This window comes from Mucilaginibacter psychrotolerans, from assembly GCF_004519315.1.
GTDB lineage: Bacteria > Bacteroidota > Bacteroidia > Sphingobacteriales > Sphingobacteriaceae > Mucilaginibacter > Mucilaginibacter psychrotolerans.
In genome coordinates this window covers 51,173-71,162 of the sequence record NZ_SOZE01000024.1, presented here as the reverse complement: position 1 = coordinate 71,162, position 19,990 = coordinate 51,173, and the positions used below count along the sequence as shown (strand labels likewise).

Genomic DNA, 19,990 nt, shown 5'->3' with positions numbered 1-19,990 from the left:
AGAGGAACAAGCAATGAACACCAAATACACCTACATACTGCTCGCGGCCTTGTTGATGAGTTTTTACTTTGTACCGGCAAGCGCCCAGCAAAAGAAATCGGCTGCTAAAAAGCCGGCCATTACAACGGCAAAAAAACCTGCGGCAAAAGCAACCAAAAAGCCTGCTAAGCCAACTACAGCCACCCAGCAAAAAACATCGGCAAAAAGCCTTGGCGATGCGGCAACTGCGGCTGCGGATACCACCAAAAAAGGCGGACAAACCAACGGAAACACGCCAAACGGTGCCGGCCTTACCGAAGAGATTGTAGTTACCACGGCTTACAAACCCGTACTGGCCGAGGCGGTAAAAATACGCCGTAACCCGGGCCTGGAAGATGCCCCTGCATTTAAGGCTCCGCTTAACTATAGTCCGATTGATAAAAAACTTTCGCAGGATAACAACATTCGCGCGCTGGATGCCATGAAACGCCCCGCAGAGCAGGATTCGGTATTGCTGAACAATTACGTTAAAGCAGGCGCAGGCAGCTTGAAGACCACCTATGCAGAGGGTTATTTCTCTAACGGGCGCGACCAGGCCCTGCAGGTAGGCGGCTATTTAAAGCACTTTGCACAGGCTGGCAACCAATACAAACAAAACGAAATAAAAGATGAGCTGGGCGTTTTCGGCAAGAGTATCAACGAGGATTATACGCTTAGTGGCCGCATAGGCTACAAACGCCGCGGCACTTATTTTTATGGCGATAACCAATCGGGCGTTGCACCTGTAGGTTATAGCTTCGACCCGCAGAAGCAAACCTTCAACACTATAAGTGCCGAAGGCGAACTGGCCAAAAACTATAAGGATGTACCCAACGATTTTACCTACGCCTTAAAGCTTAAGGGCTACCTGTTTAGCAATGCCTACAGCGCAAAAGAAAGCAATGTGGTTTTATCGGGTTTCCTTAACCAAACGGTTAAGCAGTTTTACGCCGGTTTGGCCGCCTCGCTCGACTTGAATACCACTAAAGACGTGGCTTATTCGCTCAACAACAACATCGTGAGGGCTAATCCTTACATCAAATTCCAGGGCGAAAATTATAAAATTGATGCGGGCATCAATATTGTGAAAGAGTTTGGCCTGTCAGACAGGTTCTTCATTTTCCCTGCGGCAAAGCTCGAGTTTCAGATAGTACCTAAATATGTGCGCCTGTTTGCCGAAGCAAAAGGCGATGTAAACCGCGCCTCGATACAGGAATATACCGATGTGAACCCTTTCCTGGGCCAGAACATCAACCTCATAAACTCGGTAGATCAGCTGGATATTGCTGTTGGTTTAAAAGGTACACTTGCACCCGGCCTTAGCTTCAAGGCCTCTATCTTCCGCAATAACGTTAAAAATCTGCCGCTTTTCGTAAACGATTTTGCCAATACAGGCAACAAGTTTGCGGTGATATATGATGGTGGCAAGGCAAAAATAAGCGGTTTTACCGGCGAACTTGATTTTAAAGCTGCCGAAGACTTTGACTTGTTTGGCCGCGTGGAGGTAAAAGATTATAAACTCGCCACCGAAACCCAACCATGGAACCTGCCTACTTTTAAACTAACAGCCGGTACGGTTATACACATCAGCAACGCGGTTGATATCAATGGTGCCTTGCTGTTCCGCGGGGTAACTACCGACTGGGCACTGGCATCGAGCAGTTCATCCACTGCTCCGGTTAGCTCAAAAATTGCTTCATTTGCCGATTTGAGCGGCGGTGTAAGCTATAAGATAAACAAAAAGCTATCGCTGTTTGTACAGGTAAATAACATATTGAGCACCAGCAACCAAACCTGGCTTTATTACCCCAATTACGGGCTTAATGTGTTTGGCGGCGTAGGGTATGCTTTTTAGGTTTTTTGAAGTTTTATAATTATGCGTACTTTTAGCGAATGGATGTAGGGTATTATATAAGCGAGCTGCTTGGGCAACACGGCGATGTAAACGTGCCCGGGCTAGGCTATTTTGCTCACACCCGCGTAAACGGCTATTATAACGATAGGGAGGGTAAGTTTTATCCGCCCGGCTATAGCGTGCAGTTCGACCCACAGTTTTTGGATGACGACGACGCGCTGGCCATACACATTGCCGAGAAGAAGAAGATTTCGCTGGCTTCGTCTAAATACTTTACCGAAAAATTTGTGATGAACCTGAAACAGCAGGCAGCCCTTGGCGATGCCGCGCTGGCAGACTTGGGCTGGTTTACGCTCAATAATTTGCAGATGGTTTTCAGGCCCAATAATGGTACCAGTACCGCTCCTGAATTTTATGGCTATCCAATCATTAAACTCCACAAGATAGGCAAGCAACCCGTTGCCGTAAAGGATGAGCCGGAACCCGAACCGGAAACCTACACGCCCGAACCGGGCGATGGGCAATATGCGCCTATACCCTACCAGATTGATGAGACCGAGGAACAGTTTTTGATAAAAATGGCACGGAATAAACGCCGTACCAATATTTGGGTGATTATTATTCTTACGCTAATTGCCGCCGCTATTGCCGTTTTGATGGTTCAGCGCTATAACCCTAAAGTATTCAACTTCAAGTTTGGTAAAAAGAAAGAAGCCCCAACTGTAGCACCCCAAATTATTGTGCTCGGCGATACGGGTAAAACCAAGCCCGATACCGATTCGATAAAGCTGATAAGACCAGCAACATCCGATTCGTTGAAAAAAAACATAGCACCATTAACAGATACTACAGCAATTTCGCGTTATGAAGTAATTGCCGGGTCGTTTAGAGATGTTGCCGAAGCTGGTGAGGCCATAAGACGCTTTAAAGCGAAAGGCATTGATGCAAAAGTTGTAACTGATATGTTCGGCAAACGGCTGAAAGTTTCTGTAGGCACGTTTATAAACAAAAACATGGCCGAAGAAAGAAGAATGCAGCTCGTAGCGGAGAAGAAGATACCGGAGGATTCTTACAGTCAATTGATCGATCCTAAACATAAGGGCGTGGACCAGTCCAAAAAATAATTATACACAAAGAGCAAATCTTTAATTTATACCAGAAAAGACAAGTAATGACTTTACTATTCGCGCAGCAAGTAACAGATACCGCAAAGAAACTCATAGATACCGCCACACAGGCAAGCCAGCAACTGGCCAAACTACCCGATGAAGAACTGCACTTTGGCGACCTGCTGATAAAAGGCGGCTGGGTAATGATACCCATTGGCATCCTGGCCATACTGGGCCTGGTAATCTTCTTCGAAAGGTTCTTCACCATCCGCAAAGCATCTAAAGACGAATCGCACCTCATGATACAGGTTCGCGCCAGCATCATGTCGGGCAACCTGGAATCAGCCATAGCCATCTGCAAAAACAGCAATTCGCCACTTGGGCGTATGCTGCAAAAAGGCTTGTTACGCATAGGTCGCCCTATAAAAGATATCGAAGGCGCCATAGAAAATATTGGCAAGCTGGAAGTATCCAAACTGGAGAAAAACATCGGCATCATCGGCATCGTTGCAGGTATTGCCCCTATGTTTGGCTTTTTGGGCACCATTGCCGGGGTAATTAAGATATTTTATGATATCTCAAAAACGGATAACATCAGCATGGGCGTAATATCCGGCGGTTTATACGTGAAGATGGTAACATCGGCAGCAGGCTTGTTTGTGGGTATCATCGCCTATGTATGCTACCATATTTTGAATATGATGGTTGATAAGGTGATACTGAAGCTGGAAACCGATGCCATCGAATTTATCGACCTGTTAGAGGAGCCAAGCAAATGAATTTAAGAAAGAGGCAACGCGGCGCATCGGCAGAGGTACATACCTCGGCCATGAACGATATCATGTTCTTCCTGCTTTTGTTCTTTTTGATCGCATCAACGGTTACCAACCCCAATGTAATCAAACTGATGCTGCCAAAATCATCCAGCGGGCAATCGGTATCTAAAAAAACAATCAACGTTTCGATAGACAAGGACCTTAAATACACCGTAGATAAAAAAGAAGTAGCCGTTGCCGATTTACCCACCGTAATAGGCAACTATAAAAAAATGGCCAGCGAGCTCACGATTGTATTGTACGTTGACCGCACAGTAGCCATACAGGATGTAGTAGCGGTAATGGATATAGCACAAAAACTGAATATTAAACTGGTATTGGCCACAGAGCCGAAGGGATAGTTAGCCAGTGGGCAGTTTGCAGTTAACACACCTACTTACTGCAAACTGCCGACCGGCAACTGCAAACTGAATTGCAAACTGCCCAGCGGCAAAGGAAACTGATAAACGACTGCAAACTGCCCACTGGCAACTGCAAACTGAACTAAAATGGACTACAGGGAAGAAAATAATTATCCGAAAGCATTTGCTGCAACAGGCGTTGTACTGGCTGTGGTAATTGCCTTGTGCTATTTTATTGTGTTTAAGAGCCCGCCGAAGGATGAGGACGGAACAGGTGGTATCTTAGTGAATTATGGCACGGTAGACGAAGGTATGGGCAGCGACTATATGAGTATTGAAGAGCCCTCGGTTGCCGAGAATGCCAACCAAACCAAACCCGATAAAGTAACCGAAGCCCCCCCTACCGAAGATAAGCCACAGGTAGATAACAGCGACAAAAACGTAGTTACCCAAAGCAACGAGGATGCGCCCGAGGTGGTGGCCAACAGCAAAGCGCCAAGCAAAACGGTGGCAACTCAGCCCACCACTAAACCGGTAGTAGCGCCCAAAGTAAACCAAAACGCACTTTACAAAGGCAAAACCAATAACGGCACGGGCGAAGGCGATGGAACAGGTAGCACACCGGGCAATCAGGGTAAAACCACCGGCACAACACTCACCAATAATTATAATGGTACAGGCAGCGGCAATGGCGGCAACCTTAACCTTACCCAGCGGAGCTTTGTATCGTCACCCAAAATTGTAGATGATAAACGCCATAGCGGCAAAGTAGTTGTAGATATACGGGTAGATAAAAACGGGTATGTTGTTTACGCCAATGCAGGTGCACGCGGCACTACTATAACCGATGCTGCTCTGCTGCAGAAATGCGAAGAGGCGCTGATGAATGCTAAATTCAACTCATCAGATACCGCGCCCGATTCGCAGCCTGGCACTATGACCTTTGTTTTCAAAGTAAATTGAGTTTAGTTGATGGATCGTTCATGGATCATAGCTCATAGTAAAATATCTCCGCCAAGTTTTCATTATCATTTCCCGATACTACCTTTGCTGTAATAGGATATGGTTCGCCCATGAACTATGAACCATCAACCATGAACTACCAACAAACCCTCAATTACCTCTACACCCAGCTCCCGATGTTCACCAGAGTTGGTGCTTCGGCCTTTAAAACGGATTTGACCAATACGCTTGCCCTTTGCGCTAAGCTGGATAACCCTCAAAGCAAATTCAGGAGCGTACACGTTGGCGGCACCAACGGCAAGGGCTCAACATCGCACATGTTGGCGGCTATTTTACAAACTGCGGGTTATAAAACGGGCCTTTATACATCGCCGCATCTGAAAGATTTTCGCGAGCGCATCCGCATCAATGGCGAGATGATAAGCGAGCAAACGGTAGTCGATTTCGTGGCCTGGCATCAAAAGGATTTCGAAGAAATACAGCCCTCGTTTTTCGAAATGACAGTGGCTTTGGCTTTCGATGTTTTTGCTAAAGAGCAAGTTGATATAGCGGTGATAGAGGTCGGCCTGGGCGGCAGACTAGATTCTACCAATGTAATTACGCCATTACTTTCAGTAATTACCAACATCGGCTGGGACCATATGAATATGCTGGGCGATACGCTCGGGCTGATTGCCGGCGAAAAGGCGGGCATCATTAAACCTGGCGTACCCGTAGTGATAGGCGAACATCAGCCCGAAGTATCGGAGGTGTTTTTGAACAAGGCAAAGAAAGAAGGCAGCCCGATAGAATTCGCATCCGAAAACTGGGATATCGTAGCACAAAGTAGCGATCTGAATTTATTAACGGTAGAGATACAAAAACAAGTACTGCCTACTTTCGCGTTTTCGGATGAACCTGTATTTAAGCTCCAGTTGGATTTGCCCGGGTTTTACCAAATCAAGAACCTGAAAACGGTACTCAGCGCAGTAGAAGAACTACGCGAACAGGGCTTTACCATTACCGACGAGCACGTAGCCAAGGCCTTGAAACAGATTAAAGCACTCACCGGCCTGCATGGCCGCTGGGAAGTCCTCAGCAACACCCCGTTAACCATTTGCGATACCGGCCACAACCCCGAAGGGATTGAGGAAGTATTGAAGAATATCTCGGCGGTTCCGTATAAAACACTGCGTATGGTTATTGGCATGGTGAACGATAAAGACATAAGCAAAGTGCTAGCCATGCTGCCTAAAAACGCTATTTATTACTTCTGCAAGCCCGATATCCCACGGGGGCTGGAAGCTAAAAGCCTGAAGGAAAAAGCAGGGAGCGTAGGTTTGCGTGGCGAGGCTTACCCTTCGGTAAAAGATGCGTTCGAAGCCGCGCAATCTACCGCAGGCGATAAGGATTTGGTATTTGTGGGCGGAAGTACCTTTGTAGTGGCGGAGGTGGTGTAAGAAAGGGCGTTAGACAACTACATGCCCATTTGGGGCTACCGCTTTGTAGCTATAAACGAGGTACGTTTTTATGTGAAGATTTCGCAGGCGGAGCGGCATCATTGCCGTCGGTTGAAACCGACGGCAATGATGGTGAGTTAAAGGATTTGGTTTTTGTGGGCGGGAGTACTTTTGTGGTGGTGGAGGTGGTATAAGAAACGGCAATGCAGGTGAGTTAGCTGAGACTTACGCAGGTTACCTGCACCAAACCCATCTTCATTGCCGTCCCATTTATGAGACGGCTGGCATGAGAATAGATCCAAATCTGAAATCCCACATCCCCAATCGCTAATCCTGATACTTGCTCTTTTCTTAAGGCCGCCGCCGGCCGCCTCTTTAATGTGTTGTCAAGATGAAGGCTTTAGGGTCAATCGCCGTACGTCTAAAATTCCGGCACCTTAAACCGCATTACAAATTCGCCGGTTTCCTTGTCGATTTCCATTTTTCGCCCTTCAAAACCCAGGTCTTTACCGGTTGCCATTTTAAACATACCCGATAAAAAGTCCATCCCCTGGTTCATCACTTTCGCCATGGTTTCCATTTGTTCCTGCTGGGCCGACGGCAACCGCTGTGCTGTTTCGGTCACTTCATCAGCAATTTGCAATTGCGGGTCGCCTTCATCGGCAATAATGGCATCCATAGTTTCAGGCACCGCTTCTATTTCATCAGGCACCAGGTCTTCAGTCGGCGCGGCGGCAAAGCCTTCTATCACGCTTTCCATTTCTTTTAAAAATTGCGACTTCCCTGATGCTGAAAAATCTACTTCATCTATGCCATTATCATTGTTCAGTACCCCATCAAACAGGTTTTGCTTAAGCGTTAGGCCCGATGCAATTTTTACTTCGATAGAGTTTTTGGTAATGAGGTTAATAACCGTTAAGTGTTTGCTAAGCTGCCCAAGCCTGTCTATCCGGCCTATCCGCTGGTTTTTCTTTGCGGGGTTCCAGGGCACTTCAAAATTAATAACCGTATCTGCCACTTGCAGATTTAGCCCGGCACCACCGGCTTCGGTTGAAAGAAACACCTGGCATTCGTCTTCGCTTTCAAATTTTTTCACCAGTTTATCCCGGTTACGAATAGCCACCTGCCCGCTCAACTGCGAGAAACCGATGCCGCACTCGTGCAGCATTTTGCCTATAAGGTTTAACATGGTAACCCATTCCGAAAAAATGATTACCTTTTTTTTGTTATTTGGCAGGTCTAATTTTTCAAGCAGGATATGTTTCAGTTCGTGAAGCTTAGGCGATATATAGGATTCTTTATCTACCAAAAAAGTAGAATCGCAAACCATGCGCATGTTGCTCATCAGTAGCATCAACTTTTGCAGATCAAACGGCGAAATAAATTTTTTTCGCAATATAGTTGCTATCCCTTTTGCGTAACTGCCATGATACATCGCCTGCTCCGGGTGCATATCCACCGGCACGGTTATCTCCGTTACTTTTGGCAACTCCTTTATCACCTTTCTCTTTTCCCGCCGCAGTAGTATGGGTTTCAGGCGCTCATTCAGTTGCTGCAGGTTGTAATATCCAGTTATCTTATCAGCTTTAGTTTCATCAAAATAACAATATTGATACGAAAACTCCCATAAAGGAGCCAGGTACTGCGGATCTATAAATTGCACGATGGAATAAAGATCGATCAGCCGGTTTTCTATCGGCGTACCTGTAATCACCAGGGCATGCTTTTTCTCAAGCAGCTTAATGCTTTGTGATGTGATGGTTGTGAAGTTTTTTATTTTTTGCGCCTCATCTAAAATGATGAAATCGGTTTCCATACGGTTCATTTCCCGCCAGTCGCGCAATACGGTTTCATAATTCACAATAATGAAATAAGCCTTGCTATCACGGTAAACGCTAAAACGTTGCTCGGGCAGGCCATCGGCAATTACCGCTTCCTCGTAACAAAATTTTTCAATTTCCTGTTTCCATTGTTCCTTTAGCGAAGCCGGGCAGATAATAAGGGTGCGGGTAAAGCCAAAAAGTTTCTTTTTCATTACTGCAGTAGCAATGGCCTGTATGGTTTTTCCCAAACCCATTTCATCGGCTATAATGGCACCTTCTTTAAAGGTAGCAAAAGCTACGCCCTCTTCCTGGTATGGAAACAGGCTTGTTTTCAGCAGCGAAAAATCCAAATCGCCTTCCTTTTGTGCCAGTACAAGCATTTCTTTATCCCAATGGCGCTTCACTTTCTCGTCTACTTCCGGCCGAACCATAATGTGCGGAAATTCGCGGGCACTTACTATAAAATTCAGAAAATCGCCGGTGGCCTGTTCCTCTATATAAGTTTTACCTTTAAAATATGTATCCATAAGCTGCGCTACAGCGGGCTTCAACTGGTGCGGATAATGCCAGGTAATTTGGTAGTTGTTCAGCGGATCGAGGTAAATCTCCACAAAGGGGTAAACCTTTTTCAGTTTTTTATAAAGCCGGGTATCTGCTTTTAGTGCGGCAAAAGCAAACATCAGGTGTTTGGTAACTCCTAATTTATTTGATTTCAGGTCGGGGTTATCAATGTATCCCGTCTCGTTTTTAAAATCGCGGAGTGTTATTTTGTAGCGGACGCCTTTCTCTGTAATTAGCACGTGCTCGCCATAAATATTATCGGCAAAATCAATGGTGTATTTAGCCTTTAAAGCCTTGGCCCGGCGCTCGGCCAATACCCGCTTCACCATTCCTTCACGGGTATATGCTTTACCTTCGGGTATGGGCTTTGGATTTGTTTTTTCCAGTTCCTCGTCAATTTGCATTAGTGCGGCAACACCATAACTATCCCATGCGGCAGGTTTGCCATTGATTAAATATTGGAGGGGCGCGTCCTCATGCGCTATGATGCGGAGTTCAAGACCCTCGCCATCTTCATCATCAACCAAAACATCGAAACCATTTGCCGAGCGGCTTAAAATTTGGCAATTGCCATTGACATACATCATTTTGGCACTGCGGTATTCGGCAGTACTAACCTCGGGAGATTCTATTATTTGTTTTAAATGTTGTTTGATAGATGTTATCATTTAACGTGGGTTTTAAATGGGTAAGCAACCTTCAATTTTAATGAAGATTTGCACCTAAAACAAACTTAATTGGTAATAAACCAAAGCAAACACATCTAAATAATTTGTGACATTCTTTTTTAAAAATTTGGCCTGATATAGCTTTTTGCGATGTTGTTCATAAGGTGAGTTATCATAAAGAAAGCAAACAATACCAGCTATGCCTTATCCCCGCATAATCAAAATCCTCCACATACTTTAGCCCGGCCTTTTGCAGTGCTTTGTTTGATGCGATATTCTCCACATCGGCCATGCCGAATATTTCATCGAGTTTTAATACCTCAAACCCATACTGAACCGAGGCTATTGCGGCTTCGGTGGCGTAACCTTTGCCCCAATAACGTTTGATGAAACGGTAGCCCACATCGTAATAGTTGCTGTGCCCGTTGCGCTCCTCGGTGGTGAATTTGAGTCCGGCCCAGCCGGTGAAGTCGCCGGTGGCCTTTTCTATTACGGCCCAGCGGCCTATGCCATAATCGGCATACTGCTGCCTTACGTAAGCAATCATATCAGCGGCTTCCTGCATGGTTTTGATGGGCTTATTGCCCAGGTAACGGTGCACCTCTGGGTCGCTATCAAGTTCAAACATACCGGCTACATCGTTAGGGAGCAGTTCGCGAAGGATGAGGCGTGGGGTTTCGGCGAAGATTTGCATAAGTCTGAATCAGGATTTTTCGGTTAATTGCTTGCAACGGCGCTCAAGAAGGCTGCGCCGTTTACAGAATTTTAAAATTAACAGAATTATTGACAAACCCATAACGTTGGCGGCAGGACCTGACATTGTTGTTATTCTGAAAATTCTCTCATTCTGTAAATTCTGATTCTGACAAAATCCCCTACCTTAGCCCCACAAACTAAATACCATGACGTACCAACCCTCACCGCAACGTTACGATAAAATGCAATACCGCCGCTGCGGTAATAGTGGCATCAAACTACCCGCAATTTCTCTCGGCCTTTGGCACAATTTCGGGCATGTAGATGTAATGGAGAACTTTCGCCAGATACTGCACCTCGCTTTCGATAGCGGCATCACCCATTTCGACCTGGCCAACAATTACGGTCCGCCCCCCGGCTCTGCCGAAACCAACTTCGGTAAGCTATTGAAAGAAGATTTCGCCGGTTACCGCGACGAGATGATCATCTCTACCAAGGCAGGCTACCATATGTGGGCAGGCCCTTACGGTGAATGGGGATCCAAAAAATACCTGGTAAGCAGCCTGGACCAAAGCCTGAAACGCATGGGACTGGATTATGTAGACATATTTTACCACCACCGCCCGGATCCGGACACCCCGCTGGAAGAAACCATGTCGGCATTAGACCTGATCGTGCGCCAGGGCAAGGCATTATATGCCGGTATCTCTAACTACAACGCAGAAGAAGCTGCTAAAGCCATAGATATACTGAAACAACTGGGTACCCCATGCCTCATCCATCAGCCTAAGTACTCCATGTTTGTGCGCGATGCCGAAGAAGGCCTGCTGGATGTTTTGGGCAACGAGGGCGTGGGCTGCATCCCCTTTTCGCCATTGGCGCAGGGTATGCTCACCGACAAATACCTGCACGGCATCCCCGAAGATTCGCGCGCCGCAAAATCAACCGGCTTTTTGCAAACCAGTTCGGTAACCGACGAAGTGATTAGCAAAATAAAAGCACTTAATGAACTGGCTTTACAACGCGGCCAAACTTTGGCGCAAATGGCATTGGCCTGGTTGCTGAAAGACAGTCGCGTAACCTCGGTACTCATCGGTGCCAGCAAAGCCGCGCAACTGGCAGATTCGTTGAAGGCTTTGGATAATATCGAATTTTCGGCAGATGAACTGGCGAAAATAGAGGTGATACTGGGTGACTATAGAACACAGGCTTAAACGGTAAAGTTTTCAGTTTAGCGAAAGCTATTATAGCGATGGGTTTTAAACCCATCGCTATAGCCAAAAAAGGGCATATTTAAGTTAAAAACTTAAATATGCCCTTTGCTTTAACAATAATTAACAAAGCGCGTCTAAAAAGTTTAACAGATAAGCTACATCTTAGCAAAACAATACCGCGCCTGATGAAACAAACCCTACTCCTCGTCCTAATAACCCTATTTACGCTCAAATTGTCCGCCCAGGAAGTTACGCTCAGCGGCAAAATAACGGCTGATGATGGCAAGCCCATCCCCTTTGCAACGGTTTATGTGAAGAATACCACCAAGGGCACATCGGCCAACAGCGAGGGCGAATACAGCATCAACCTGAAGACCGGCACTTACGAACTGCAGTTCAGGGCCTTGGGCTACCGACAGGAGAGCCGCACGCTGGATTTAAAAGCTAACCAAAGCATCAGCATCACCCTAAAAAACGAGGAGTACCAGATAAAGGAGGTAACTATACGCTCCGGCGCAGAGGATCCTGCTTATGGGATTATCCGCAAGGCCATCAAAAAGCGTAAGGGCTACCTCAATGCAGTGAATGCTTATACCTGCGAGGTGTATATCAAAGGCCTGCAAAAGCTGCTTGCGGCCCCAAAAAAGTTCCTGATGTTTGATGTGCAGAAGGCCACCCGAGAAGCGGGGCTGGACAGCAACCGCACGGGGATCGTCTACCTTTCCGAGTCGCAATCCAAACTCAGCTATATGCGGCCGGATAACATCCACGAGGAACTCATCTCGTCCAAGGTATCGGGCAGTAATAAGGCATTCAGCTTTAACCGAGCATCAGACCTTCGGGTGAATTTCTACGAAAACACCCAGGTGTGGGAAGGCCTGAGCAACCGCCCGCTGGTATCGCCCATTGCCGATAATGCACTGTTTTACTATAAATACCAGTGGATGGGCATCTCGATAGAGAACGGCGAAACCATCAACAAGATAAAGGTCACTCCCCGCCGCGAGTATGACCCCTGCTTCAGCGGGTACATCTATATATTGGAAGATAGCTGGCGCTTGCAGAGCCTCGGCCTATCCATTACCAAAAAAAGCAATATCAACTTCGTAGATACGCTTAAGGTAAATCAGCAATTCGTACCGGTCACCAACAATGTTTGGATGCCGGCCTCTATTAAATTCGAATTTACTGGCGGCTTGTTCGGCTTCCGTATCGGCGGGTATTTTATATCGATATACAAAGATTACGACATAGACCCCAAGCTGGACAGGAAGCAGTTTGCCGAGGTATTGCGCATTACCAAAGGCGTAAACAAAAAAGATTCGGCCTTTTGGGACCAACAACGCCCCATACCGCTCACCAATGAAGAGAAGGTAGATTATACCCGCAAGGCCGTTTTAGCCGCCAAGCGCGAATCGAAACCCTACCTGGATTCGCTGGACCGCGAGAACAACAAAGTAAGTTTAAATAAGCTGCTGCTGAGCGGCTACCAGCACCGCAACCGATATGAGCACGAGTATTACAACCTTAATTCGGTATTAGGCTCGGTGTTTTATAATACCGTGCAGGGCTTCGCGCTGCATTACGGCGGCTCGTACACCAAACAGATTGATAGCGTGAACAACAAATACCTTTCGATTTACGGCAGGGCCGGATACGGTTTTGGCAATAAGTTGTTTTACGGCAGCGGCGGCATAACCTTGCCTGCCGGGCCTTTTACCCTGAACGTAGCCGGAGGTTCGGATGTAGTGGATATGAACACCCGCGAGCCCGTTACCCGTTTTGAGAATACAGTCTATACGCTTCTCGATCGCGAGAACTACCAGAAACTTTATCAGAAAAAGTTTGCCTCGGCAAGCCTCTCTACCCGCATCAGCGGCGGCTGGCTGGCCAGCGGAACGATAGAATGGGCCGACCGGAAATGGCTGCCCAACACCGCCAATTACAGCCTGTTCCACCCCAAGGGAAATGAGTTTACCTCTAACAACCCGCTGAACCCAGCGCTGGATGCGCCTTTGTTTCCGCAGAACCAGTCGTTCAAGCTGAGTCTGCGTACCAGCTACGATTTCAGCAACAAGTACGAAACTTATCCCAACGGCCGTCGCTATTTGCCATCCAAATACCCTACTATCGGCTTCAACATCACAAAGGGCATTAAGGATGTGTTAGGATCAGATGTGGATTATACGCTGTTATCGGCCGATATCTCCAAAACAGATATACCGCTAGGCTTTTATGGCAAAACCAGTTTTTATATAGGTGCAGGCAAATTCTTCAACGCCAACAGCCTGTTTTATACCGATTACAAGCACTTCTCGGGCAACCAGGTACTGTTTTACAGTTCGGGCATCAACCACTTCCTGTTGTTAGATTATTACCGCTACAGCACCGGCGACAAATACCTGGAGGGCCACCTGGAGCACAACTTCTCGGGCTTCATCACCAATAAGATACCGCTCATACGCAAACTGAAACTACAAGAGATAATTGATGTGAATTACCTGTACACGCCAACCCTAAAACATTATACCGAACTGGGTTTCGGCTTACAGACTAATACCGGCATCAGGGTAATGTATGGCATGGCCTTTAACCAGGGCGGCAAGGTGGATAATGCGGTGCGGATTGGTTTGAGTTTTTAAAACCAGTTGGCAGTTTGCGGTAGGCAGTTCACAGTTAAAAATTTAAAACTGCATACACTAGTAAGCTGCCTACTGCACACCGCAAACTGAAAAGCATTTGGATTATCCCGGAATTATCCGCTAAATTTATAGTACCAAAACTAAACAAATCATGATATTCAAAAATGCAATCAGCTGGTTCGAAATCCCCGCAGAGGATATCAGCCGCGCCCAAAAGTTTTACGAAACCATCTTCGATATTGAGATGATACCGATGGAGATGCCTGGCTTCGAGATGCGGATGTTCCCAATAGAAAACCCGATGGAGCATGTAGGCGGTGCCATTTGCAAAAGTGGCGATTTCTATAAACCATCAACTGAAAGCGGCCCGGTAGTTTACCTCAACGCCAACCCCGATGTGCAGATAACCCTGGATAAAATTGAAGCTGCAGGCGGCAAAATCATCGTACCCAAAACAGAAATATCGCCCGAGTACGGTTTTATGGCCGTATTCATCGATAGCGAAGGGAACAGGGTGGCCCTGCATTCGGTGCCGGTGGGGATGGGTGAGGAGTAAGCGTTTTGCAATTATAATTTCGATGCTATTATATGGCTACGCCACCTTCATTGCCGTTGACTTAAGTCAACGGCAATGAGAGTGGGATTGCTTACTATTTTGGTTTCATCTTATCTCGTTATCCCCAACTTTAATGTAACCTTCCTCATCCGTACAATCCCCAGCACCTCGCCATCGGGCAAGGGTGCAACAATGCGCTCAACAGCAGTATAGCCCAGGGCCTCATACAGCGGCACGCCGGGCAAGGTTGCGCCAAGTTCCATGGTATTAAATCCGTTGGCTTGCGCAGCGGCTTCGCAGGTATTGATTAATTGGCGGCCTATCCCCTGCCGGGCATAATCGGGGTGAACAAAGAATGCGCGGATGCGGGCGGCATCCTTCAGTGGGTCGAGCAAGGGGTCTTCTATGGCTTTGTGTTGGTCGCCGCCGTAGAGGGTGTTACGTTTGCTCCAGCCGCCACAACCGGTGATTACCCCGTCCTTTTCAGTAAGATAATAGGTGCCATCTACCAGCAATTGGCTATCCACCCCAAAAATGTATTTGATGGCGCTTTCTATCTGCGCATCGGTATAGTAGCCTTTGCTTAACCCACGTACCGAGAGAGCAATCAGCCGCTGTAAAGTAGGAATGTCGTTTGAATTTGCTAATCTCATGCCCCGCAAATTATATAAGAGAATTTACATCAAGATACAAGGACATGATTTAAAGCAAAATTTTAGTTAAATTTATTTATCAATAAAGCTGTTATGGTATTAGTATTGAAAGAAGGTGCCACCAAAGAAGATATCTCTAAAATAGAGAAAAAATTCTTTCAAAAAAAATCTAAGGGCGGCTTTGATGCAAAAAAATATAATGGGATTATGCCTTTCCTGGAAGACGCTTTAGTTATTCAAAAGAAGATGAGAGATGAGTGGGAACGGAACATTGCTGAATTTTAATGCAGGAAATCTTTCACCGCTAGAATAATTAGTGCCGATTTCGTAATTAAACCCATACCCTGGTTGCTATGTAACACGGCAACCAACCCACCACATGGCAAGCGATAGGGATTGCAGTGGAAACCCCGGAATGCAGCGTCGCTTCTATCAGCGACGCGGAATGAGGAGTTGAAACGGAAAGCCCGGGCCGCAGGCATCGCCCAAATTATTTATCTGTTGATTCACTACATCTTGACTAAATTACCGACTGCTCATTGTGGTAAAAGACGCAAAAATCCAAATAAGTATTAAGTAATCAATATTCGAAAAATAAGCCTGGTAACCATCCATCCTAAAAAATCCGAAATCGAACATCCGAATTCCGAAATTCCCCGTAAAAACCTATCTTTGCCCATGCAAGAAAAAATCCTCATTCTTGACTTCGGTTCGCAGTTTACCCAGCTTATCGCGCGCCGTGTCAGGGAACTCAACATCTACTGCGAGATTCACCCATTCAATAAAGTTCCTGTAATAGACGAAAGTGTACAAGGCATCATCCTTTCGGGCAGTCCGTACTCTGTACGCCAGGAAGATGCGCCTCATTTCGATTTCGTAAAACACCATACCACCCTGCCTATTTTGGGCGTTTGCTACGGTGCACAATACATTGCCCATTTCCATGGCGGCGAGGTTTTGGCCTCCAGCACGCGCGAATATGGCCGTGCCAATTTGGATTACATTAAAGAAGGCAACCCGCTTTTTAAAGATGTGCTTAAAGGTTCACAGGTGTGGATGTCGCACGGGGACACGATTGCCCGCATAGCAGATAATTTTGAGATTATTGCCAGTACCGATAGTGTTGAGGTTGCGGCTTATCAGATCACCGGAACGCAAACCTATGCTATCCAGTTTCACCCGGAGGTTACGCATAGTACAGACGGCAAGCAATTGCTGCAGAACTTTTTGGTTGACATTTGCGGATGCAGCCAGGACTGGACGCCCGATTCGTTCATAGAAACCACTATTGCCGAACTGAAAGCTAAGCTGGGTGATGATAAAGTTGTACTAGGCTTATCAGGCGGTGTAGATTCGTCGGTTGCGGCGGTATTGCTGCACCAGGCCATTGGCGCTAACCTGCATTGTATATTTGTAGATAACGGCCTGCTGCGTAAAGACGAATACCAATCTGTATTGGATTCGTACCAGCACATGGGCCTCAACATAAAAGGCATAGATGCCAAGCAGCGTTTTTACGATGCGCTGGCCGGCCTTACCGACCCGGAAAAGAAACGTAAAGCCATCGGCCGCGTGTTCATTGAAGTATTTGATGATGCCGCGCACGAAGTACAAGGCGTAAGCTGGCTAGGCCAGGGTACCATTTACCCGGATGTTATCGAATCGGTTTCGGTGAAGGGGCCATCGGCCACCATCAAATCGCACCATAACGTTGGCGGCTTGCCCGATTTTATGAAACTGAAGGTAGTTGAGCCTTTGAACACTTTGTTTAAAGACGAAGTGCGCCGCGTAGGTGCCGCTTTAGGCATCGACCCGAATATTCTTGGCCGCCACCCTTTCCCGGGTCCCGGCCTGGCTATCAGGATATTAGGCGACATTACACCCGAGAAAGTTGATATTTTACAACAGGCCGATGCGATTTATATCAACAATTTGCGCAGTGCAGGTGTTTACGATAAGGTTTGGCAGGCAGGCGCTATTTACTTACCGGTACAATCGGTAGGTGTTATGGGCGATGAGCGCACTTACGAGAACGTAATTTGCCTCCGCGCGGTAGAATCGTTAGACGGGATGACGGCCGATTGGTGCCACTTGCCGTATAGCCTGCTGGCCAAAATCTCTAACGAGATCATCAACAACGTAAAAGGAATTAACCGGGTAGTATATGACATCAGTTCGAAACCACCGGCCACTATTGAGTGGGAATAAGTGGTTCATACTTGTATTAGCATTGGTGGTGGGCGCATGCTCGCCTAAAGTGCGTACTGTACCCGTTGCTGCCAAACCTGTACCAACAGCACCCGTAGCAAAGCCCGAAAAGCCGATACCACCGCCTGTTAAGCCGCCCGAGCCTAAATTCTCGGTGGTATCGCTTATTTTGCCTTTGGGGCTTGATAAGCTTGTGCCTGGCCAAAGCTACAGCGCGGCAGCATTAAGCAAGGCCAACATGTCGGCAGAGTATTACCAGGGCTTTAAACTGGCCCTGGATTCTGTTGCAGGGCAGGGCGCCAACTTTAAACTACAAGTTTTTGATAGTAAAGACGATGCCGCCATACACAGCCTGGCACAGAATCCGCAGGTAAAAAACGGCGACCTTATTGTGGGCCCTATCTTCCCCGAGGATATCAGGATTTTTGCATCGATGTTCAACTATTCGCGCAAGCCAATTGTGTCACCGCTGTCGCCGGCTTCGCCTACGCTGTTCAATAACCAGAACATCGTTACCATGACCCCGCCGCTGGAGTATCATGCCAAAGGCGCAGCTACTTACACCGTCAACAAGCTTAGGCCTAAGAAGGTGTTCATTCTCAACTCGGGTTTCAGCGATGAAAAGCTATATACAGCCCCCTTTAAACGCACCATTGATAGTTTAAGCAAGCGTAAGATACAAGTTGTACCATTCACTGTAGTGCGTGGCAACCTAACGCCGCTGGTGGCTCAATTGAACAATAAGGTGGAGAATGTTTTCCTGGTGCCCTCAACAAAGCAAGCTTTTCTAATGGTGACATTAAAATCCTTAGATACTCTATCCAGGAAATTCCCGGTTACGCTTTTTGGTCACCCCAACTGGGAGAAATTCGCCTTTTTGAAGGCTAACCTGCTGCAACGCCTGAAGACGCATATCACCAGTACGGATAACATAGATTACAAATCGCCGGAGGTGAATACCTTTATACGCATCTACCGCAGGGCCTACCATACCGACCCAACCGATTTTGCCATTAAAGGCTTCGACGAGGGGCTTTACTTTGCGCAGCTGATGGCCCGCGAGGATGACAGCTACCGCCGCGTAGAGCAAAATGATTTCATCGGGCTGCACAACAGCTTCCATTTTGAGAAGAAACCCGGGCTGGGTTGGGTAAACACGCATGTAGATATCCTGCGCTACCAGGACTTTGAACTTAAACCCGTGCAATGAAAGCTATAAACCAGCTAAAAACCTTTCAACGCATCCTGGGCGATTATCCGGCAGATACGCCCTTAGGTAAGTTCCTCCCCGGCTTTTACCGGCAAAACAAACAAATGGGCAGCACCGACCGCAAGGTTGCAGGCCGACTGATATACAATTACTTCCGGCTGGGCAAAGCACTATATAATGCCCCTACCGAGGATAGGCTAATGGTAGCCGAGTTCCTTTGCAATACGCAAACTAATTCTTTTTTACAGCACTTTAAGCCCGAATGGGCGGCCTGCATAAGTTTCGGCATCGATGAGAAAATCAACATCGTAAAAACTTCCCACCCCGATTTTAAGCTGGAGGATGTTTTCCCCTGGAGCGCGCAGCTATCGGCGGGCATCGACAAAGAGGCTTTCCTCAAATCATTTTTCGTGCAGCCGGATCTGTATATCCGGATGGCCAAGGGCATGGAGGCAGCTGTTAAAGCTGAACTAAACAAGGCAGGAGTTATTTTCAAGGATGAGGGCAATAACTGCCTGAGCCTGCCCAACGGCACCAGGCTGGAAACCATCTTCCAGAAACAGCATTGGTACGAGGTGCAGGATTATTCGTCGCAACAAACCGCCAATTACTTCAGGCCAAACAAATGGGATAGCTGGTGGGATGCCTGCGCCGCATCTGGCGGTAAATCCTTATTGCTGCACAGCATGCAGCCCGATATCAAACTGGTGGTATCAGACATCCGCGAATCTATCCTGGCCAACCTGGACGAGCGGTTCCAACTGGCGGGCCTGCGCAAATACCAAAAAAAACTGCTGGACCTTACCGAGAACAACGAGCAGCTTTTATACCAATACGAATTCGACGGGATTATTTTAGATGCGCCCTGCAGTGGCAGCGGTACCTGGGGCCGCACACCCGAGATGATCAGCCAGTTTGAGCTACACAAAGCCGACTTTTTTAAACGCCTGCAGCAAAGCATCATCCCCAACGTAACAAAGCATTTAAAACCGGGCAAACCCATTATCTACATCACCTGCTCGGCATTTAAAGCGGAGAACGAAGATGCCGTGGATTTTATGGTAAAACAACTTGGCCTAAAGCTGGAAGAGATGCAGGTATTGAAAGGTTACGAACGCAAAGCCGATACGATGTTTGTAGCGAGGTTGACGGCGAAAGCCCAAGCCCCCCAAGCCCCCTGAAGGGGGAGCTTTTGAAT

The 19,990-nt window shown here is 47.1% G+C and carries 17 protein-coding genes; 14 read left to right on the top strand and 3 right to left on the bottom strand.

Annotation, left to right across the window (positions count from 1 at the left end):
* Nucleotides 1-13 precede the first annotated feature (13 nt).
* The 7 genes from E2R66_RS20245 to E2R66_RS28435 all read left to right on the top strand — a co-directional run bounded on the left by E2R66_RS20245 (nt 14) and on the right by E2R66_RS28435 (nt 6,755).
* On the top strand, nt 14-1,873 hold the full coding sequence (locus E2R66_RS20245) for a hypothetical protein (RefSeq protein ID WP_133233994.1): 1,860 nt from the start codon (nt 14-16) through the stop codon (nt 1,871-1,873).
* Nucleotides 1,874-1,911: 38 nt separating this feature from the next.
* Nucleotides 1,912-2,997, top strand: a complete 1,086-nt coding sequence (locus E2R66_RS20240) for an HU domain-containing protein (protein ID WP_133233992.1) — start codon at nt 1,912-1,914, stop codon at nt 2,995-2,997.
* Between the two features lie 47 nt (nt 2,998-3,044).
* Nucleotides 3,045-3,761 (top strand): MotA/TolQ/ExbB proton channel family protein, encoded by a 717-nt coding sequence (locus E2R66_RS20235; RefSeq protein WP_133233990.1) that lies wholly within the window; start codon nt 3,045-3,047, stop codon nt 3,759-3,761.
* Nucleotides 3,758-4,159: an ExbD/TolR family protein gene (locus E2R66_RS20230; protein WP_133233988.1), complete on the top strand. Its 402-nt coding sequence runs from the start codon at nt 3,758-3,760 to the stop codon at nt 4,157-4,159. The genes E2R66_RS20235 and E2R66_RS20230 overlap by 4 nt, the downstream gene beginning before the upstream one ends.
* A 147-nt stretch (nt 4,160-4,306) precedes the next feature.
* The gene (locus E2R66_RS20225; protein WP_133233986.1) at nt 4,307-5,122 is read left to right on the top strand and encodes an energy transducer TonB; all 816 of its coding nucleotides are present in this window, start codon (nt 4,307-4,309) and stop codon (nt 5,120-5,122) included.
* 131 nt (nt 5,123-5,253) lie between these two features.
* The gene (locus E2R66_RS20220; protein WP_133233984.1) at nt 5,254-6,561 is read left to right on the top strand and encodes a bifunctional folylpolyglutamate synthase/dihydrofolate synthase; all 1,308 of its coding nucleotides are present in this window, start codon (nt 5,254-5,256) and stop codon (nt 6,559-6,561) included.
* 29 nt (nt 6,562-6,590) lie between these two features.
* Nucleotides 6,591-6,755, top strand: coding sequence for a hypothetical protein (locus E2R66_RS28435; protein WP_158288458.1), 165 nt, complete (start codon nt 6,591-6,593; stop codon nt 6,753-6,755).
* Between the two features lie 227 nt (nt 6,756-6,982).
* Here E2R66_RS28435 and E2R66_RS20215 read toward each other — a convergent pair whose 3' ends face one another.
* Both E2R66_RS20215 and E2R66_RS20210 read right to left on the bottom strand, forming a co-directional pair.
* Nucleotides 6,983-9,613 (bottom strand): DEAD/DEAH box helicase, encoded by a 2,631-nt coding sequence (locus tag E2R66_RS20215; RefSeq protein WP_133233982.1) that lies wholly within the window; start codon nt 9,611-9,613, stop codon nt 6,983-6,985.
* A 172-nt stretch (nt 9,614-9,785) separates the two neighbouring features.
* Nucleotides 9,786-10,307, bottom strand: a complete 522-nt coding sequence (locus tag E2R66_RS20210; RefSeq protein WP_133233980.1) for a GNAT family N-acetyltransferase — start codon at nt 10,305-10,307, stop codon at nt 9,786-9,788.
* 208 nt (nt 10,308-10,515) lie between these two features.
* On the opposite strand from E2R66_RS20210, the gene mgrA reads away from it, so the two are divergent.
* From mgrA to E2R66_RS20195, 3 genes are all read left to right on the top strand, one after another.
* Nucleotides 10,516-11,523 carry an L-glyceraldehyde 3-phosphate reductase gene (mgrA, locus tag E2R66_RS20205; protein ID WP_133233978.1) on the top strand — a complete coding sequence of 336 codons (1,008 nt, stop codon included), beginning with the start codon at nt 10,516-10,518 and terminating at the stop codon, nt 11,521-11,523.
* A 185-nt stretch (nt 11,524-11,708) separates the two neighbouring features.
* Nucleotides 11,709-14,165, top strand: a complete 2,457-nt coding sequence (locus tag E2R66_RS20200; protein ID WP_133233976.1) for a DUF5686 and carboxypeptidase regulatory-like domain-containing protein — start codon at nt 11,709-11,711, stop codon at nt 14,163-14,165.
* Nucleotides 14,166-14,316: 151 nt separating this feature from the next.
* Nucleotides 14,317-14,721, top strand: coding sequence for a VOC family protein (locus E2R66_RS20195; protein WP_133233974.1), 405 nt, complete (start codon nt 14,317-14,319; stop codon nt 14,719-14,721).
* A 110-nt stretch (nt 14,722-14,831) separates the two neighbouring features.
* Here the strand turns inward: E2R66_RS20195 and E2R66_RS20190 are convergent, their stop codons facing one another.
* Complete coding sequence (locus tag E2R66_RS20190) at nt 14,832-15,374, bottom strand: GNAT family N-acetyltransferase (RefSeq protein WP_133233972.1); 543 nt, start codon at nt 15,372-15,374, stop codon at nt 14,832-14,834.
* Between the two features lie 93 nt (nt 15,375-15,467).
* Here E2R66_RS20190 and E2R66_RS20185 point away from each other — a divergent pair, with 93 nt between their 5' ends.
* The 4 genes from E2R66_RS20185 (at nt 15,468) to E2R66_RS20170 (ending at nt 19,973) form a co-directional block, all read left to right on the top strand.
* Entirely contained in the window at nt 15,468-15,659 is a 192-nt protein-coding gene (locus E2R66_RS20185; RefSeq protein ID WP_133233970.1) for a hypothetical protein, read from the top strand.
* Nucleotides 15,660-16,052: 393 nt separating this feature from the next.
* Complete coding sequence (gene guaA / locus E2R66_RS20180) at nt 16,053-17,582, top strand: glutamine-hydrolyzing GMP synthase (protein WP_133233968.1); 1,530 nt, start codon at nt 16,053-16,055, stop codon at nt 17,580-17,582.
* The gene (locus tag E2R66_RS20175) at nt 17,539-18,792 is read left to right on the top strand and encodes an ABC transporter substrate-binding protein (RefSeq protein WP_133233966.1); all 1,254 of its coding nucleotides are present in this window, start codon (nt 17,539-17,541) and stop codon (nt 18,790-18,792) included. The genes guaA and E2R66_RS20175 overlap by 44 nt, the downstream gene beginning before the upstream one ends.
* On the top strand, nt 18,789-19,973 hold the full coding sequence (locus E2R66_RS20170; RefSeq protein ID WP_133233964.1) for an RsmB/NOP family class I SAM-dependent RNA methyltransferase: 1,185 nt from the start codon (nt 18,789-18,791) through the stop codon (nt 19,971-19,973). Before E2R66_RS20175 ends, E2R66_RS20170 begins: the two co-directional genes overlap by 4 nt.
* The last annotated feature ends 17 nt before the right edge of the window (nt 19,974-19,990 follow it).